This window comes from Streptoverticillium olivoreticuli subsp. olivoreticuli (assembly GCF_003391135.1).
In the GTDB taxonomy this organism is placed as follows: Bacteria; Actinomycetota; Actinomycetes; order Streptomycetales; family Streptomycetaceae; genus Streptomyces; species Streptomyces blastmyceticus.
The window spans coordinates 7,621,633-7,637,327 of record NZ_CP031455.1; the positions used below are offsets into that span (position 1 = coordinate 7,621,633).

Sequence of the window (15,695 nt, forward strand, 5' to 3'; positions counted from 1 at the left end):
CATGGTGTCCACGGCGCCCTACGGAGCCTGGCAGTCCCCGATCGAGGCCGGGCACGCGGCGCACTCCGGCGGCAGGCCGGACGCCGTGGGCGTGGTCGGCGACGAGGTGTGGTGGGTGGAGCCACGCCCGGCCGAGGGCGGCCGCCACACCCTGGTGCGGCGGCGGGCCGACGGCTCCGAGTCCTCGCTGCCGGCCGCGCCGTGGAACGTGCGGAGCAGGGTCATCGAGTACGGCGGCGGTCCCTGGGCGGCGGTGCCCCGGGACGAGGGCGGCCCGCTGGCGGTGTTCACGCACTTCGCCGACCAGCGGCTGTACGCGGTCGAGCCCGACGCTCCGGGCGGCGGGGAGCCCCGGCCGCTGACCCCGCGCTCCCCGGTCGGCGGCGGGCTGCGCTGGGCGGATCCCGTGCTCCTGCCCGGGCGCGGCGAAGTGTGGTGCGTGCTGGAGGAGTTCACCGGCGAGGGCCCCACCGACGTGCGCAGGCTGATCGCCGCGGTGCCGCTGGACGGTTCGGCGGCCGAGGACCGCTCCGCCGTCCGCGAGCTGACGGACGACGCGCACCGCTTCGTGACCGGACCGCGGCTCTCCCCGGACGGCCGGCGGGCGGCCTGGATCGCCTGGGACCACCCGCGGATGCCCTGGGACGGCAGCGAGCTGAAGACCGCCCGGGTCGCCGAGGGCGGCGGCTTCACGGAGGTCCGTACGGTCCTGGGCGGGCCGCGGGAGTCCGTCGCCCAGGCGGAGTGGGCCCCGGACGGCTCCCTGATCGCGGCGACCGACCGCAGCGGCTGGTGGAATCTGCACCGCGTGGACGCGGACACCGGACGGAGCGTCAATCTCTGTGCCCGCGAGGAGGAGTTCGCGGGGCCGCTGTGGCGCACGCACCAGCGCTGGTTCGCGCCGCTGGCCAGCGGTCTCGTCGCGGTGCTGCACGGCAGGGGCGCCGCGGTCCTCGGCATACTCGACCCCGCCACCGGCGAGATCGCCGACGCGGCCGGGCCCTGGACGGAGTGGGCCCCGACCCTGGCGGTGAGCGGCACCCGCGTCGTCGGGGTGGCCGCGAGCGACCGCACCTCGTACGAAGTGGTGGAGCTCGACACCCGCACCGGCCGGGCCCGCGCGATCGGCGCCCGCCACACCGACGCCGTGGACCCCGCCTACTACCCCCGGCCGCGGATCCGCACCTTCACCGGCCCGGACGGCCGGGAGATCCACGCCCATGTCTTCCCGCCGCACAGCCCCGACCACACGGCGCCCGACGGGGAGCTGCCGCCGTTCGTGGTGTGGGCGCACGGCGGGCCCACCAGCCGCGCCCCGCTCGTACTCGACCTGGAGATCGCCTATTTCACCTCGCGCGGCATCGGTGTCGCCGAGGTGAACTACGGCGGTTCGACGGGCTACGGCCGGGCCTACCGCGACCGGCTGCGCGAGGCGTGGGGCACGGTCGACGTGGAGGACTGCGCGGCGGTCGCCGAGGCGCTGGCCGCCGAGGGCACCGCCGACCGCGCCCGGCTGGCGATCCGCGGCGGCAGCGCGGGCGGCTGGACGGCGGCGGCGTCGCTCGTCTCCACCGGCCTCTACGCCTGCGCGACCATCGCGTACCCCGTGCTGGACCTGCTGAGCTGGGCCCGGGGCGGTACGCACGACATGGAGTCCCGCTATCTGGAGACGCTGGTGGGCCCGCTGTCCGAGGACCGCTACCGCGAGCGCTCGCCGCTGTACGGGGTGGACCGGATCTCGGCGGCCTTCGTGCTGCTCCAGGGGCTGGAGGACCCGGTCTGCCCGGCGGTGGAGAGCGAGCGCTTCGCCGCGGCGATGGCCGGGCGGGGGGTGCCGCACGCGTACATCGCCTTCGAGGGGGAGGGGCACGGCTTCCGGCGCGCCGAGACCATCGTCCGCGCGCTGCAGGCGGAACTGTCCCTCTACGCGCAGACCTTCGGCGTCGAGGTGCCCGGCACACCCGTCCTGGAGCTCAGGCGGTGAGCGGGGTGACGAACCGTCACCCCAGGGGGCTCCCCCTATAGGCAAGAGCCTGAGGTTAGCCTAACCTAAGCCCTTGGGTGCGCCGCTGTCGCGGAGGTGCCGACCGGTGCGCTTCGACCGAATCCGTCATGTAAGGTAAGCCTTACCTTACTTCGTATGGGAATCGTTCGTATGGGAATCGGGGGAACCGCCGTGCAGCAGTCAGAACTCTCCGGCCGCGTCGCGCTGGTGACCGGCGCGGGCCAGGGCATAGGCGAGGCCGTGACCCGCGCCCTCGTCACACAGGGAGCGCGCGTCGCGGCCCTCGACCGGACCCCGGACGGCATCAAGCGCCTCGAAGCCGAATTCGGCACCGCCACCGTCACCGCCCACACCGCCGACGTCGCCGACAGCACCGCCGTCGAAGCCGTCGTCGACCTGGTCGAGCGCACCATGGGCCCGCTCGACATCCTCGTCAACGTCGCCGGGGTGCTCCGCGCCTCCCCCGTCGTCGAGATCACCGACGAGATCTGGGAGCGGACCTTCGCCGTCAACTCCACCGGCGTCTTCGTCGCCTCACGGGCCGTCGCCCGCCGGATGACCGAACGCCGCGGCGGATGCATCGTCACGGTCGGCTCCAACGCCGCCGGGGTGCCCCGCACCGGCATGGCCGCGTACGCCGCCTCCAAGGCCGCCGCCACCATGTTCACCAAGTGCCTCGGCCTGGAGCTGGCCCGCAGCGGCGTCCGCTGCAACGTCGTCTCGCCCGGCTCCACCGACACCGCCATGCAGCGCGACCTGTGGACCGACGACGAGGCGCCCCGGCGCGTCATCGACGGCGACCCCGCGAGCTACCGCGTCGGCATCCCCCTCGGCCGCATCGCCGAGCCCTCCGACATCGCCGAGGCCGTCACCTTCCTGGTCTCCGACCGCGCCCGGCACATCACCATGCACGACCTCTACGTCGATGGCGGCGCCACGCTGCGCGCCTGACGGCACGCCACACCCGGCAGCACCCGGGGCCGACGCGCCCACCGGCCCGCCGCACCCCCTTCACACCACGCCGGTGAGACCCACCGGAGGAAACGGAGCAACAGGTGACCACGGTCCACCATGTCGCCGACCGGACGAGCGGACCCGCCGCCCGCCCCGCCGGCCGCCTCACCGCGATACCCGGCGACCCCGGGCGCGGAACCGGCGGGGCCGTCGACACCGTCGGCGCCGCGACCTCGCTCCTCGACGCCTACGAACCCGGCCGCGCCCGCTTCTTCGCCTCCCCGACCCGCACCCTGCTGGCCCACGGCGTACGGGCCGAGGTGCCGCACGGCGACACCCCCCTCGCCCGGCGCGTCACCGAGACCCTCGACGCCCAGCTGCTCGCAGGCCACGAGGCACCCATCGTCGTCGGCACCGTGCCCTTCGACCCCACCGCACCCGCCGAGCTCGCCGTGCCCCTGGCCGTCCGCTGGGCGCCGCCGCTCGCCGACGACCCGCTGATCGCCCTGCCCGCCGCCGCGCCCACCGCGGCCCGCTGGGACATCCGCCCCGTCCCTGAGCCCGCCGCCTACGGCGCCGCCGTCGCCGAAGCCGTACGCCGCATGAAGCGCGGCGACTTCGCCAAGGTCGTCCTCGCCCGCACCCTGGAGCTGACCTCCGACCGCGAACTCGACCTCCCCGCGCTCCTCCAGCGGCTCGCCCGCCGCGACCCCGCCGGATACACCTTCGCCGTGCCCTCCGGCCCCGGCCGCACCCTGCTCGGCGCCAGCCCCGAACTCCTCGTCTCCCGGCGCGGCACCACCCTGACCGCCAACCCGCTCGCCGGCTCCACCCCCCGCAGCGCCGACCTCGCCGAGGACGTCCGGCGGGCCGCGGCCCTCCTGCAGTCGGAGAAGGACCTGCACGAGCACGCCGTCGTCGTCGACGCCGTCCGCGAGGCGCTCACCCCCTACTGCCGCGGCCTCGACGTGCCCGAGCGCCCCACGCTCGTGCGCACCGCCGCCATGTGGCACCTCTCCACGACCATCGGCGGCGAGCTCGCCGAACCCGCCGTCTCCGCGCTGGAACTGGCCTCGGCCCTGCACCCCACCCCGGCCGTGTGCGGCACCCCCACCCGTACCGCCCGCGACGTCATCGGCGAGCTGGAGCCCTTCGACCGCGGCTACTTCACCGGCATGGTCGGCTGGGGCGACGCGAGCGGCGACGGCGAATGGGTCGTCACCATCCGCTGCGCGGAGGCCGAGGAGCGCACCCTGCGGCTCTACGCCGGCGCGGGCATCGTCGACCGGTCGTCGCCGGAGGCCGAGACCGCCGAGACCGGCGCCAAGTTCCGTACGTTCCTCGACGCCGTCGGCGCCGACCACCAGGAGGCCGGCCGATGAGCGCCCAGCCGATCACCCACGACGCCCCCGCGTACCCGGCCGAGTACGCCGAGCGCTACCGCGCCGCCGGCCACTGGCGCGGCGAGACCTTCGGCGGGATGCTGCGCGACCGCGCGCTCGCCCACCCCGACCGGATCGCGATCGTCGACCCCGCGGACGCGGCGCGCGGCAAGGAGCGACGGGCCTGGACCTACGGCGAACTGGACGAGCGCGCCGACCGGCTCGCCGCCGGCTTCCTCGCCAAGGGCATCGGCAAGGGCGACCGCGTCGTCCTCCAACTGCCCAACGTCGCCGAGTTCTTCGAGGTCGTCTTCGCCCTCTTCCGCATCGGCGCCCTGCCCGTCTTCGCGCTGCCCGCGCACCGCGAGAGCGAGATCCGGCACTTCTGCGCCTTCACCGAGGCCGTCGCCTATGTCGTCCCCGACACCGAGGCCGGGTTCGACCACCGCGAGCTGGCCTCGAAGGTACGGGCCGAGGTGGACACCCTGCGCCACGTCTTCGTCGTCGGCGACCCCGGGGAGCACACCGCGCTCACCGACGTGCCCCGCGACCCCGTGCCGGCCCCGGACGCCCCGCGCCCCGAGGACCTCGCCTTCCTCCAGCTCTCCGGCGGCTCCACCGGCGTGCCCAAGCTCATCCCGCGCACCCACGACGACTACATCTACTCGCTGCGCGGCTCCAACGAGATCTGCGCGGTGGACGAGCACAGCGTCTACCTCTGCGCGCTGCCCGCCGCCCACAACTTCCCCCTCAGCTCGCCCGGCACCCTCGGCGCCCTCCACGCCGGCGCCCGTGTCGTCCTCACCCCGAACCCCAGCCCCGACGTGGCCTTCCCCGTCATCGAGGCCGAGGGCGTCACCCTGACCGGGCTCGTACCGCCGCTGGCCCTGGTGTGGACCGAGGCCGCCGCGACGACCCGGTACGACCTGAGCAGCCTTCAGGTGCTGCTAGTCGGCGGCGCGAAGTTCAGCGAGGAGGCCGCCCGGCGCGTGACGCCCGCGCTCGGCTGCACGCTCCAGCAGGTCTTCGGCATGGCCGAGGGCCTCGTCAACTACACCCGGCTCGACGACCCCTTCGAGACGATCGTCACCACCCAGGGCCGCCCGATCTCCCCGGACGACGAGATCCGCGTCGTCGACGACCACGACAACGACCTGCCCGTGGGGGAGACCGGCCACCTCCTCACCCGCGGCCCCTACACCATCCGCGGCTACTGGCGGGCCCTCGAGCACAACGCCACGGCCTTCACGCAGGACGGCTTCTACCGCACCGGCGACATCGTCCGGCTCACGGAGACCGGCCACCTCGTCGTCGAGGGACGGGCCAAGGACCAGATCAACCGCGGCGGCGAGAAGGTCGCCGCCGAGGAGATCGAGAACCACATCCTCGCCCACCCCGCCGTCCACGACGTCGCCGTCGTCTCCATGCCCGACGCCTACCTCGGCGAGCGCACCTGCGCCTACGTCGTCCTGCGGGCGGGCGCCGCGCCGGTGAAGTCCCTCGCCATCAAGAAGTTCGTGCGCGAGCGCGGACTCGCGGCCTACAAGGTCCCCGACCGGGTCGAGTTCGTCGAGGAGTTCCCGCAGACCGGCATCGGCAAGGTCAGCAAGAAGGACCTCCGCGCCGCGATCTCCGCGTCGCTCGCCGCCGCGGGCTGAGCCGCGCCGCCCGCCCCGTAGCTCTCCCGTACCCGAAAGGCCCCTTCATGGCACTGCCAGCCATCGCCCCCTACCCCATGCCGGCCGCCGACGCGCTGCCCGCGAACAAGGTCGGCTGGACCGTGGACCCGGACCGCGCCGTCCTGCTCGTGCACGACCTCCAGAACTACTTCCTCGGTGCCTTCACCGAGGGCGCCTCGCCCGTCACCGAGCTCCTCGCCAACGTCGCCACGCTCAAGAAGCACTGCGAGCGGCTCGGCGTCCCGGTCGTCTACTCCGCCCAGCCCGGCGGCCAGAGCCCCGCCGAGCGCGGCCTCCAGCAGGACTTCTGGGGACCGGGCCTGCCGGACGACGAGCAGGCGAAGGCGATCCCCGCCGCCGTCGCGCCCACCGGGGGCGACACCGTCCTGACGAAGTGGAAGTACAGCGCCTTCGTCCGCACCGACCTCGCCGAGCGGATGGCCGCGCAGGGCCGCGACCAGCTCGTCATCGTCGGCGTGTACGCGCACATCGGCGTGCTGATGACCGCCGGTGACGCCTGGATGCGCGACATCCAGCCCTTCGTCGTCGCCGACGCCGTCGCGGACTTCTCCCCGGAGGACCACGCGATGGCCCTGCGCTGGGCGGCCGCCAAGTGCGCCGTCGTCACCACCACCGACCGGCTCTTCGAAGGAGCGTGACACCCATGGCACTCACCCTCGAACAGATCCGGGCCGACGTCGCCGACGTACTCGGCGAGGACCCCGCCGACATCCCCGACGACGAGAACCTCGTCGACTACGGACTCGACTCCGTCCGCATCATGACCCTCGCCGAGCGCTGGCGCCGTGCGCACGGCACCGAGGTCACCTTCGTCGAACTGGCCGAACAGCCGGCGATCGAGCAGTGGGTTCCCCTGCTGGGGGCCCGGGGATGAACCTCCGCACCCTGGACCGGGTGTCACCCGCCGACGCGCGGCCGCAGCCGCCCGCGTCGGCGGGCCCGCCGCTGCCGCTGACCGCGGCACAGGCGGCCATGTGGTCCGCCCGGCCCGCGGACACCGCCGGCTTCCTGGAGATCCACGGCCCGGTCGACCCCGGCCTGTTCGTCACCGCACTGCACCGCACCGTCACCGAGGCCGAGGCCCTGCGCGTCCGCATCGTGCCGACGGCCGACGGCCTCCGCCAACTGCCGGTCGCACTCGAACCGCTGGACGGGACCGCGGCCGGCGCCCACCGCCCGGCCGAGCCGCCGCGCGCCGCGACCGCCCCGCGCACGGCCCCGGTCCGCGGGACGTCGGCCCCGTACCCCGCCCCCGCCTCCCAGAAGGCGACCGACCGCAAGGCGACCGACGCTTCAGGGGCATCCCTGCGCGCCCTTCCGCCCTCCGGTGTCCACCGGCCGCTGCGCCTCCCCTTCCGCGTCGCCGACCTCCGCGACCGGCGCGCCCCCGACGCCTCCGCGCTGGCCTGGATGCGGGGCGACCTCGAAGAGCCCCTCGACCTCGTCGAAGGACCGCTGTTCCGGCACGCGCTCCTGCGCGTCGGGGAGCGGCGGTGGCTGTGGTACCAACGCGCGCACCACGCCGTCCTCGACGGCTACGGACACCTGCTCGTCGCCCGCCGCGTCGCCGAGGTGTACTCCGCGCTCGCCACCGGCGCCGAGCCCGGCCCCGGCCCCTTCGGGCCGCTGGCCGCGCTGGTCGAGGAGGACGCCGCGTACCGCGCCTCCGGCCTCCGCGCCCGCGACCGCGCCCACTGGCTCGGCGAGTTCGCCGACCGCCCCGAGGTCCCGACCCTCGCCGGACGCACGGCCCCGCCCTCCCGCACCCCGCTGCGCCGCACCGCCCGCCTCGCGCCCGGCACCGCCGAGCGGCTGCGCCACCTCGCCACGTCCGTGCGCGCCACCTGGAAGGACGCCGCCTTCGCCGCCCAGGCGCTCTACCTCGCGCGCGCCACCCGCAGCGACGTCGTCGTGCTGGGCCTGCCGGTGATGGGCCGTACGGGCTCCGTCGCCCTGCGCGTCCCCGGCATGGCCGTCAACGTGCTCCCGCTGCGGCTGACCGTCACCCCCGACACCACGTTCGCCGAGCTCACCCACCAGGTCGTCACCGGCATCCGCGTCGCACGCCGCCACCAGCGCCTGCGCCACGAGGACATCCGCCGCGACCTCGGCCTGACCGGGCGGGACCGGGCCCTCGCCGGGCCACGCGTCAACATTGTGCCCCTCAGCGACGGACCGGCCTTCGCCGGAGCCCGCTCCGACCTGCACACCCTCGCCTCCGGGCCCGTCGACGACCTCACCGTCCACCTCCACGACCGCGCCGACGGCACCGGCCTGCGCATCGACTACGAGGCCAACCCCGCCCTCTACGGCCAGGACGCGCTCGACGCCCACCACACCCGCTTCCTCGACCTGCTGACCCGCCTCGCCGACAGCGACCCGCACCGCCCCCTCGCCGGCCTCGACCTCGCCACGGACGCCGAACGCGACCGGATCCGCGCAGAGTTCAACGACACCGCAGTCGCCGTGCCGCCCACCACGCTCATCGGCCCCTTCGAGGCCCGCGCCGCCCGCACCCCGGGCGCGCCCGCGCTGATCTCCGCCGCCGGGACCCTCACCTACGCCGAACTGGGCACCCGGGCCAACCGCCTCGCCCGCCACCTCCGCACGCTGGGCGTACGGCCCGGTGCGCTCGTCGCCGTCGCGCTGCCGCACTCCCCGGAGCTCGTCGTGGCCCTGCTCGCCGTGCTTAAGGCCGGGGGCGCGTATGTGCCGCTCGACCGGCCGGAGTCGGGCGAGGGCCTTGTGTGCGTCCTCACCGACCGCGCGGGGCGCGCCGCGCTGCCGGATGCCCGCGTCCCCGTGCTCGCCCTCGACGACCCTGATTTGACCGCCGGGCTCGCCGCGTACCTCCCCACCGACCCGGGCCGCGCGCTGACCCCGCAGCACCCCGCGTACGCGCTCCCCGGGGCCGCGCCCGTACCGCACGCCACGGTCGACAACCGGCTGCGCTGGACGCAGTCGCGCTACCGCCTCGCCCCCGGGGACCGGGTCCTGTGCACCGGCTCCTCCGTACCGGAGCTGTTCTGGCCGCTGCGCGAGGGCGCGACGCTGGTTCTCGCGGAACCCGGCGCCGAGGGCGTCGCCCGTACGATCCGTCAACACCGCGTCACCGTCGCGCACTTCACGCCCTCCGCGCTCGCGGCGTTCCTCGCGGAGCCCGGCGCGGCAGCGTGCACGGAGCTGCGGGACGTGCTCAGCGGTGGCGACGCGCTGCCGCGCGCCACGGCCGACGCGTTCCACCGGGCGCTGCCCGGCACCCGGCTGCACCAGCTGTACGGGCAGGCCGTGGCGCACCACACGTGCGAGCCGGGCACGACCGGCCCCCTCCCGATCGGCCGCCCCACCTGGAACACCAGGCTCTACGTCCTCGACCCGGCTGGCCGACTCTGCCCGCCCGGTGTGGCGGGAGAGCTGTACGTGGCGGGTGAGCGGCTCGCGACGGCGGACACGGAGCCTGATCCGTACGGGCCGCCGGGCGCTCGGATGTACCGCGCGGGTGTGCTTGCGCGGTGGCGGGACGACGGCAGTGTCGACCGCGTAGGCCCACTGCGGTAATGACCCCGGCCCCAGCGGATGCCGCCGCTGGGGCCGGCTTTTTCCAGCCCGTCCGGCGTTTGAGGACAGCGCGCGAAGCGTGCTTCGGGGTCTGGGGCGGAGCCCCGGCCGCGGCGGAGCCGTGCAACAGACGCTGCGGGAAGGGGCGGGGTAGGGGAAGATCCACCGGGTGACCATCACGCCCCGCATCCTCGGCAACGACCCCCTCCCCGCCGTCTGGACCCCCACCCCACCCCACGTATGGCTGCTGCGCATCGACACCACCGCAGAAGCGGACGAGCAGACACTGGACGCCCAGGAGCGGACCAGAGCGGCCGCGTTCGCGCGCGAACCGCTCCGGCAGCGCTATGTCGCGAGCCACGGAGCGCTGCGCCAACTGCTCGGCGCCTACCTCGGTACCGACCCGGCCGCCGTCGCGCTGACGCGCGAGCCGTGCCCCGGCTGCGGCGGCCCGCACGGCCGCCCCGCCGCGGTCGGCGCACCCTTCCACTTCAACCTTTCGCACGCCGGTGACCTTGCGCTCTTTGCCTTCGCCGACACTCCGGTCGGGGCGGACGTGGAGCAGGAGCACCCGGCCGATGTCGTCACCGGGGTGGCGCGCATGCTCCACCCCGACGAGACCGCCGAGCTGGCGGCGCTCCCGGCGGCGGAACTCCCGACGGCGTTCGCGCGCTGCTGGACGCGCAAGGAGGCGTACCTCAAGGGCATCGGAACAGGTCTTTCCGAGAACCCCGCCAAGCAGTACGTCGGCACGGGCCGCACCCCGACGTCACCGCGAGGCTGGACGCTGACGGACGTTGAAGTGGACGGGGGATACGCGGCGGCGATCGCGGTGGCGACCGCCGGGGGGTAGCCGGGGCCGGTTGTCAGTGGTCGGCCCTACGCTCGGCGATCACTGGTTGTCCGCCCCGACGAGGAGTCAGCATGAGCGCACCCGACCCGACGATGACCGAGATCGGCCGCGGCATCGAGCTGGGCCAGAGCGGCGAACGGGAGCGCGCCCGCCGCCTGTTCACCGACCTGTGGGAGGCGATCGGCCCCGCTGGTGACGCGCTGCACCGCTGCGCGCTCGCGCACTCGATGGCCGATGTCCAGGACGACGTCCGGGAGGAGCTTCTCTGGGACCTGCGCGCGCTCGAAGCGGCCGATCTGATCACGGACGAGCGGGCGCGGCAGGCCGGTGTGCCGAGCCCGGTGGCCGCCTTCTACCCCTCGCTGCACCTCAACCTCGGAGAGGCGTACCGCAAGCTCGGTGATCTCGACCGTGCGCGCGATCACCTCGCCCGAGGGCAGGCCGCGGCGGACGAGCTCGGTGACGACGGCTACGGAAAAATGATCAAGGGCGGCCTGGGCCGCCTCGCGGACCGCCTCGCCCCGGAATAGGACCCGGGGAACGTCTTCCGGCACACACTGTCCGCGCGGCTGCCCCAGGGCCCTACCGGGGGTTAGCCCTACTTGCGGCCGTGCGGGTAGCGGGATCGTCCCGGGCGGTCGCATGCGGAAATGCTGGGCCCGGTACATACCACTGGTTTCCCAACGATTCCGTAGGAGTTGACTCGTGCGCGAGCAGACATGGCAGAGGTTCCGTTCTTCCGGGCGGCGGAGTGGTCGGCGCAGAGCGGTGCCGGTCGCAGTGGCCGCGGGCGTCATGGCGGTGGGTGTCCTGGCGCCGCCCGCCGCGTTCGCCGCCGCCGGGCCGGACACCGTCCAGCAGGGGCTGACCTCGCTGGTACGCACCGATGGCGTGCCCGCCGCGCTGGCGAGTGTGAAGGACCGTGAGGGCCGCACCCGTACCTACACCGCGGGGGCGGGCGACCTGGCCACCGGCTCGAAGGTGCCGGTCGACGGGCAGGTGCGGATCGGCAGCAACACCAAGACGTTCACCGCGGTGGTCGTGCTGCAACTGGTCGGTGAGGGGAAGATCGGTCTCGATGCCTCTGTCGAGACCTATCTGCCGGGCCTCGTCCGCGGGGAGGGGATCGACGGACGCCACATCAAGGTCCGCCAGCTCCTCCAGCACACCAGCGGACTTCCCAACTACGTCAAGTACCTCGCCGACGAACCCCGGTACTACGTCCCCCGAGAGCTCCTCGACCTCGCCCTCCGGCACAAGGCGGAGTTCGACCCCGGGAAGAAATGGGAGTACAGCAACACGAACTACGTGCTGGCCGGCCTGATCGTCGAGAAGGTCACCGGCCACTCCGTCGCCAAGGAGATGGACCGGCGTATCATCAAGCGCATCGGGCTGCGCCACACCTACTTCCCCGCCCCCGGTGACGCGACCATCCGGGAAGCCCATCCCAAGGGCTACGACCGGGATGTGGCGGGCGCCCCGCTCGACGTCACGGAATTCGACCCCTCCTGGGGCTGGGCGGCAGGCCAGATGATCTCCACCAACTCCGACCTCAACCAGTTCTTCACCGCGCTCCTGGCCGGCCGCCTCCTCCCGCCGGCCCAGCTCGCCCAGATGCACACCACCGTCCCCGCCGGAGCCCCCTTCGCCGACGGTGCCCGCTACGGACTGGGGCTCGTGAGCACGCCACTGTCGTGCGGCGGCGTCTACTGGGGCCACGGCGGCAGCACCACCGGATACGAGACCCGGGGCGGAGTCACCGCCAAGGGCCGCGCCGCCAATATCGCGGTGACCACCCAGCCGAGCGACGGGGCGACGATGAAACGCGTGGAGAGCCTCGTGGACAAGGCCCTGTGCCACTGATGTCGGGTCGGCCGTAGACGTACGAACTAGCCGTGGGCGGGCTGGAGCAGGTCCCAGCGGTTGCCGTACAGGTCCCGGAAGACCGCCACCGTGCCGTACGGCTCCTCGCGCGGCTGCTCCTCGAAGGCGACCCCGGCCGCGCGCATCCTGTCGTGATCCCTTGCGAAATCGTCCGTATGAAGGAACAGCCCCACGCGCCCGCCCGTCTGATCGCCGATCCGGGCCTCCTGCTCCGGGGTGACGGCCCGCGCGAGGAGCACGCCCGCCTCCCTCGCGCCGGGAGGGGACACGACCACCCACCGCTTGTGCTCGTCGATGCGCGTGTCCTCGACTAGCTCGAAGCCGACGGAGTTGACGTAGAAGTCGATGGCCTCGTCGTAGTCGCGCACGACGAGGGCCACCAGGCCGAGACGATTCATCGGGCCATCATCACTCAAGGGCGCGCGCGGCGTAGAGGGGGGAGGTCCAGCGCTGGTCCCGGGTGTCCCCGAGTCCCCGCCAAGTGTCTGTAGGAGGCGGCGGTTCCGGGGCCATTCCTGCTGCGGGCAGCAGCGCCTCGTACCCCGTGAAGCGCTCCGTCCCGCAACCGGCGGCGCACCGCGCGACCCCACCGCTGCTGCGCCAGCCCGCCGCGTGCGCGCAGTGCCGGACGAGGCGCCCCAGCCAGGTCATGGTCACGCGTGCGCCGCCCATACGTGGCGCCCCATTTCCGCCGTCCACGCCTTGGCCTTCTGGAGGTCGCCACCCCGACTGGCCTCGTAGTGCCCGGCCTTGATCCGTCGGCATTCCTCGCAGCGGGCCGGTGGTACGGGCGCCTGCGCGGCGGCGTCCGGAGTGGTCACTTCTGCCCCTTCCGGCTCTCCGCGTTCGCGACGGCCACGCGGGCGCGCAGCGCTTCCGCGCGGGTGGCCGGGCGGATGGAGCGGGGCTCCGCGTGCCACTCGGCTCCGCCGCCGGGCGGACGGAGCCGGTAGCGGTCGTCCGTGACCTCGCCTACGCGGTCGAGTGCGCTGTCCCATACGAGTTCGCCCTTGCGGGCGGCGTAGGGGGCGGGCTGAGGGGTATGGGCCATAGGGCAACCTCACGTAACCGGTTCGCCCACATGGGGCGTTGTTCACTGTGTGTGGTTCCAGGCTCGCCCTCCGCTCGTACGGTGAACAGATCTGAAGTCACCCCAACGGGACTGGGGTGAAGGGGGTTTGCCATGGCAGACGACTGGAGCGATGGGGCGCACCTGACCGGCGCGGCGTACTTCGGCACCGAGGTGCGCGCGTGGCGTACGGACCGTGGGCTGAGCCAGCGCGAGTTGGGCGAGAAGGCGACGTATGGTCAGCAGTACGTGGCCAAGGTGGAGGCGGGGGAGCGGCTCGCGAGCCCGGAGTTCGCGGCCGCATGTGACAGGATCTTCGGCACGCCGGGCACGTTCGCGCGCCTGCGTAGGCAGGTCGCTCAGCGTGGATATCCGGAGTGGTTCGAGCCGTATCTGCGCTTGGAGCAGCGGGCGACAGTGATCCTGGACTACAGCTCGAACCTCATCATGGGCGTATTGCAGACGGAGCGGTACGCGAACGCCGTGTTCCGCAAAGCACATCCGCGCGACGAACTGGACGTGACCGCCGAGAAGGTGACGCGGCGACTCAAGCGACGTCAAGTGATGGAGCGCGAGAATCCGCCGCTGCTTTGGGTGATCATCGATGAGTCGTGCCTCCGTCGCATGATCGGTAGCCCGGAAGTCATGCGCGAGGAGATGGCACACCTGTTGAAGGAGGCGGAGTCGCCTCACGTCACGCTTCAGGTGCTTCCGTTCAGGTCGGGTGCCCCGGCATCGCAGCTGCCGTTCATCGTTCTCCGGTTCGGCGATGAGGAACCGGACGTTCTCTACGTTGAGAACCCGATCTCCGGCCAGGTGATCGACTCTCCTGCGATCGTGGCGAATGCGAACGTAACCTACGAACGGCTGCGCGCTGATGCGCTGTCCCCATCGGATTCGCTTGACCTGATTCGTGAGGTGATGGAGGAATGGACCAGATGAAGACGCTCGACCTTTCCGGTGCGGAGTGGATCAAGTCCAGCTACAGCGGCGGCAACGAAGGCAACTGCGTGGAGGTCGCCCGAAACTTCGCTTCGCGCGCGAGCTGGCGTAAATCCTCGTACAGCGGCGGCAATGAAGGTCAATGCGTCGAAATCGCCGACAACATACCCGACCTCGTCCCCGTCCGGGACAGTAAGACCCCCGACCTTCCCCCGCTGCTCTTTCCCGCCGCGTCCTGGACGGAGTTCCTGCTGACCCTCCGGAAGGGGTGAGGGGAAGCGTCAGTAGTGACAACTCGGGGGGTCCTGCGGGGGTTCCCCGGTCGCACTGTGACATTCCCCCGACGCTCCGCGCCTTCCCGCCACGCCTCTCACCTGCGCATACTCCAGGACCGCCGCGCCTTGAACCGTCGAGGGCGACGGCTGATCGGATGGAGTTGATGGAGAAGATGACGTCGGGCACGGTCAACGCGGCAGCCTCTGGCACCTGGCTGCTCGGTGACCTCAAGGTCAACAGGATCGGCTTCGGCGCCATGCGCCTGACCGGCAGCGCCGCTTTTCACCAGGGCGCCCCCAGCGACCGCGGTCAGGCGATCGCCGTACTCCGTAGCGCGGTCGAACTCGGCGTCAACCACATCGACACCGCCGCGTTCTACTTCTCCCGGCTGCGCTCCGCCAACGAGCTGATCAACTCGGCGCTGGCGCCGTACCCGGACGATCTCGTCATCGCCACCAAGGTCGGCCCGGCCAGGGACACATCCGGCGAGTGGACCGATTCGGCGCGGCCCGACCAGCTGCGCGGCCAGGTCGAGGAGAATCTGCGCCAACTCGGCCGCGACTACCTGGACGTGGTCAACCTGCGCATCATGGGTCAGCGCTCCATCAGCGAGCACTTCGGGGTCCTCGCCGAGCTGCGCGACGCCGGCCTCGTCCGCCACCTCGGCATCTCCAACGCCCGCCCGGAGCACCTGGCGCAAGCCCAGGCGATCGCACCGGTGGTGTGCGTCCAGAACCGCTACGGCATCGACGCGCCCATCGGCGAGGAGATGATCCGTGAATGCGCGACACGCGGTATCGCGTTCGTGCCCTTCTTCTCCATCGCCGGGCAAGGGCGCGAGGCAGGAGCCGTACTTACCGAGCACGACGAGGTCCGTGCCGTCGCCCGCGCACATGGCGTATCACCGGCGCAGGTACGCCTGGCATGGATCCTGCACCAAGGCGCGCACGTGCTGGCCATCCCCGGTACGGGCGCCCCGGATCACCTCGTCGACAACGTGGCGGCGGGCGCACTCCGGCTGACGGCGGAGGAACTCGAACTCCTCGATTCGATCGGCCGCACCGCGCCATAG

17 protein-coding genes are annotated in these 15,695 nt (G+C 72.9%); 13 read left to right on the top strand and 4 right to left on the bottom strand.

What is annotated here, in order from left to right; translation table 11 throughout:
- Position 1: 1 nt before the first annotated feature.
- The 10 genes from DXZ73_RS33070 to DXZ73_RS33115 all read left to right on the top strand — a co-directional run bounded on the left by DXZ73_RS33070 (position 2) and on the right by DXZ73_RS33115 (position 12,315).
- Positions 2-1,984, top strand: coding sequence for a prolyl oligopeptidase family serine peptidase (locus DXZ73_RS33070; RefSeq protein ID WP_116214629.1), 1,983 nt, complete (start codon positions 2-4; stop codon positions 1,982-1,984).
- Between the two features lie 156 nt (positions 1,985-2,140).
- Entirely contained in the window at positions 2,141-2,956 is an 816-nt protein-coding gene (locus tag DXZ73_RS33075) for a 2,3-dihydro-2,3-dihydroxybenzoate dehydrogenase (protein WP_205519279.1), read from the top strand.
- Positions 2,957-3,132: 176 nt separating this feature from the next.
- Positions 3,133-4,341, top strand: a complete 1,209-nt coding sequence (gene dhbC / locus DXZ73_RS33080) for an isochorismate synthase DhbC (RefSeq protein WP_116216035.1) — start codon at positions 3,133-3,135, stop codon at positions 4,339-4,341.
- Positions 4,338-5,999, top strand: coding sequence for a (2,3-dihydroxybenzoyl)adenylate synthase (locus DXZ73_RS33085; RefSeq protein ID WP_116214631.1), 1,662 nt, complete (start codon positions 4,338-4,340; stop codon positions 5,997-5,999). Before dhbC ends, DXZ73_RS33085 begins: the two co-directional genes overlap by 4 nt.
- A 47-nt stretch (positions 6,000-6,046) precedes the next feature.
- Positions 6,047-6,679: an isochorismatase family protein gene (locus tag DXZ73_RS33090; protein WP_116214632.1), complete on the top strand. Its 633-nt coding sequence runs from the start codon at positions 6,047-6,049 to the stop codon at positions 6,677-6,679.
- A gap of 5 nt (positions 6,680-6,684) precedes the next feature.
- Positions 6,685-6,915 carry a phosphopantetheine-binding protein gene (locus DXZ73_RS33095; protein WP_116214633.1) on the top strand — a complete coding sequence of 77 codons (231 nt, stop codon included), beginning with the start codon at positions 6,685-6,687 and terminating at the stop codon, positions 6,913-6,915.
- Complete coding sequence (locus DXZ73_RS33100) at positions 6,912-9,599, top strand: AMP-binding protein (protein WP_338059148.1); 2,688 nt, start codon at positions 6,912-6,914, stop codon at positions 9,597-9,599. Before DXZ73_RS33095 ends, DXZ73_RS33100 begins: the two co-directional genes overlap by 4 nt.
- A gap of 169 nt (positions 9,600-9,768) precedes the next feature.
- Positions 9,769-10,452: a 4'-phosphopantetheinyl transferase family protein gene (locus DXZ73_RS33105; RefSeq protein ID WP_240351600.1), complete on the top strand. Its 684-nt coding sequence runs from the start codon at positions 9,769-9,771 to the stop codon at positions 10,450-10,452.
- Between the two features lie 71 nt (positions 10,453-10,523).
- Complete coding sequence (locus tag DXZ73_RS33110) at positions 10,524-10,982, top strand: hypothetical protein (RefSeq protein WP_116214635.1); 459 nt, start codon at positions 10,524-10,526, stop codon at positions 10,980-10,982.
- 175 nt (positions 10,983-11,157) lie between these two features.
- On the top strand, positions 11,158-12,315 hold the full coding sequence (locus DXZ73_RS33115) for a serine hydrolase domain-containing protein (RefSeq protein ID WP_162890419.1): 1,158 nt from the start codon (positions 11,158-11,160) through the stop codon (positions 12,313-12,315).
- Between the two features lie 26 nt (positions 12,316-12,341).
- Here DXZ73_RS33115 and DXZ73_RS33120 read toward each other — a convergent pair whose 3' ends face one another.
- The 4 genes from DXZ73_RS33120 to DXZ73_RS33125 are packed head-to-tail and all read right to left on the bottom strand — an operon-like array spanning position 12,342 to position 13,387.
- Positions 12,342-12,734 carry a VOC family protein gene (locus DXZ73_RS33120; protein WP_116214636.1) on the bottom strand — a complete coding sequence of 131 codons (393 nt, stop codon included), beginning with the start codon at positions 12,732-12,734 and terminating at the stop codon, positions 12,342-12,344.
- Positions 12,735-12,744: 10 nt separating this feature from the next.
- A complete protein-coding gene (locus tag DXZ73_RS38490) occupies positions 12,745-13,008 on the bottom strand; it encodes a DUF6255 family natural product biosynthesis protein (RefSeq protein WP_162890420.1) in 264 nt (87 codons plus the stop codon).
- Complete coding sequence (locus DXZ73_RS38495; RefSeq protein WP_162890421.1) at positions 12,990-13,157, bottom strand: hypothetical protein; 168 nt, start codon at positions 13,155-13,157, stop codon at positions 12,990-12,992. The genes DXZ73_RS38490 and DXZ73_RS38495 overlap by 19 nt, the downstream gene beginning before the upstream one ends.
- Entirely contained in the window at positions 13,154-13,387 is a 234-nt protein-coding gene (locus DXZ73_RS33125; protein ID WP_116214637.1) for a hypothetical protein, read from the bottom strand. Before DXZ73_RS33125 ends, DXZ73_RS38495 begins: the two co-directional genes overlap by 4 nt.
- A 132-nt stretch (positions 13,388-13,519) precedes the next feature.
- Here DXZ73_RS33125 and DXZ73_RS33130 point away from each other — a divergent pair, with 132 nt between their 5' ends.
- From DXZ73_RS33130 to DXZ73_RS33140, 3 genes are all read left to right on the top strand, one after another.
- On the top strand, positions 13,520-14,347 hold the full coding sequence (locus DXZ73_RS33130; protein ID WP_116214638.1) for a helix-turn-helix domain-containing protein: 828 nt from the start codon (positions 13,520-13,522) through the stop codon (positions 14,345-14,347).
- The gene (locus DXZ73_RS33135) at positions 14,335-14,619 is read left to right on the top strand and encodes a DUF397 domain-containing protein (RefSeq protein WP_338059149.1); all 285 of its coding nucleotides are present in this window, start codon (positions 14,335-14,337) and stop codon (positions 14,617-14,619) included. The genes DXZ73_RS33130 and DXZ73_RS33135 overlap by 13 nt, the downstream gene beginning before the upstream one ends.
- 176 nt (positions 14,620-14,795) lie before the next feature.
- Positions 14,796-15,695 (top strand): oxidoreductase, encoded by a 900-nt coding sequence (locus tag DXZ73_RS33140; RefSeq protein WP_116216037.1) that lies wholly within the window; start codon positions 14,796-14,798, stop codon positions 15,693-15,695.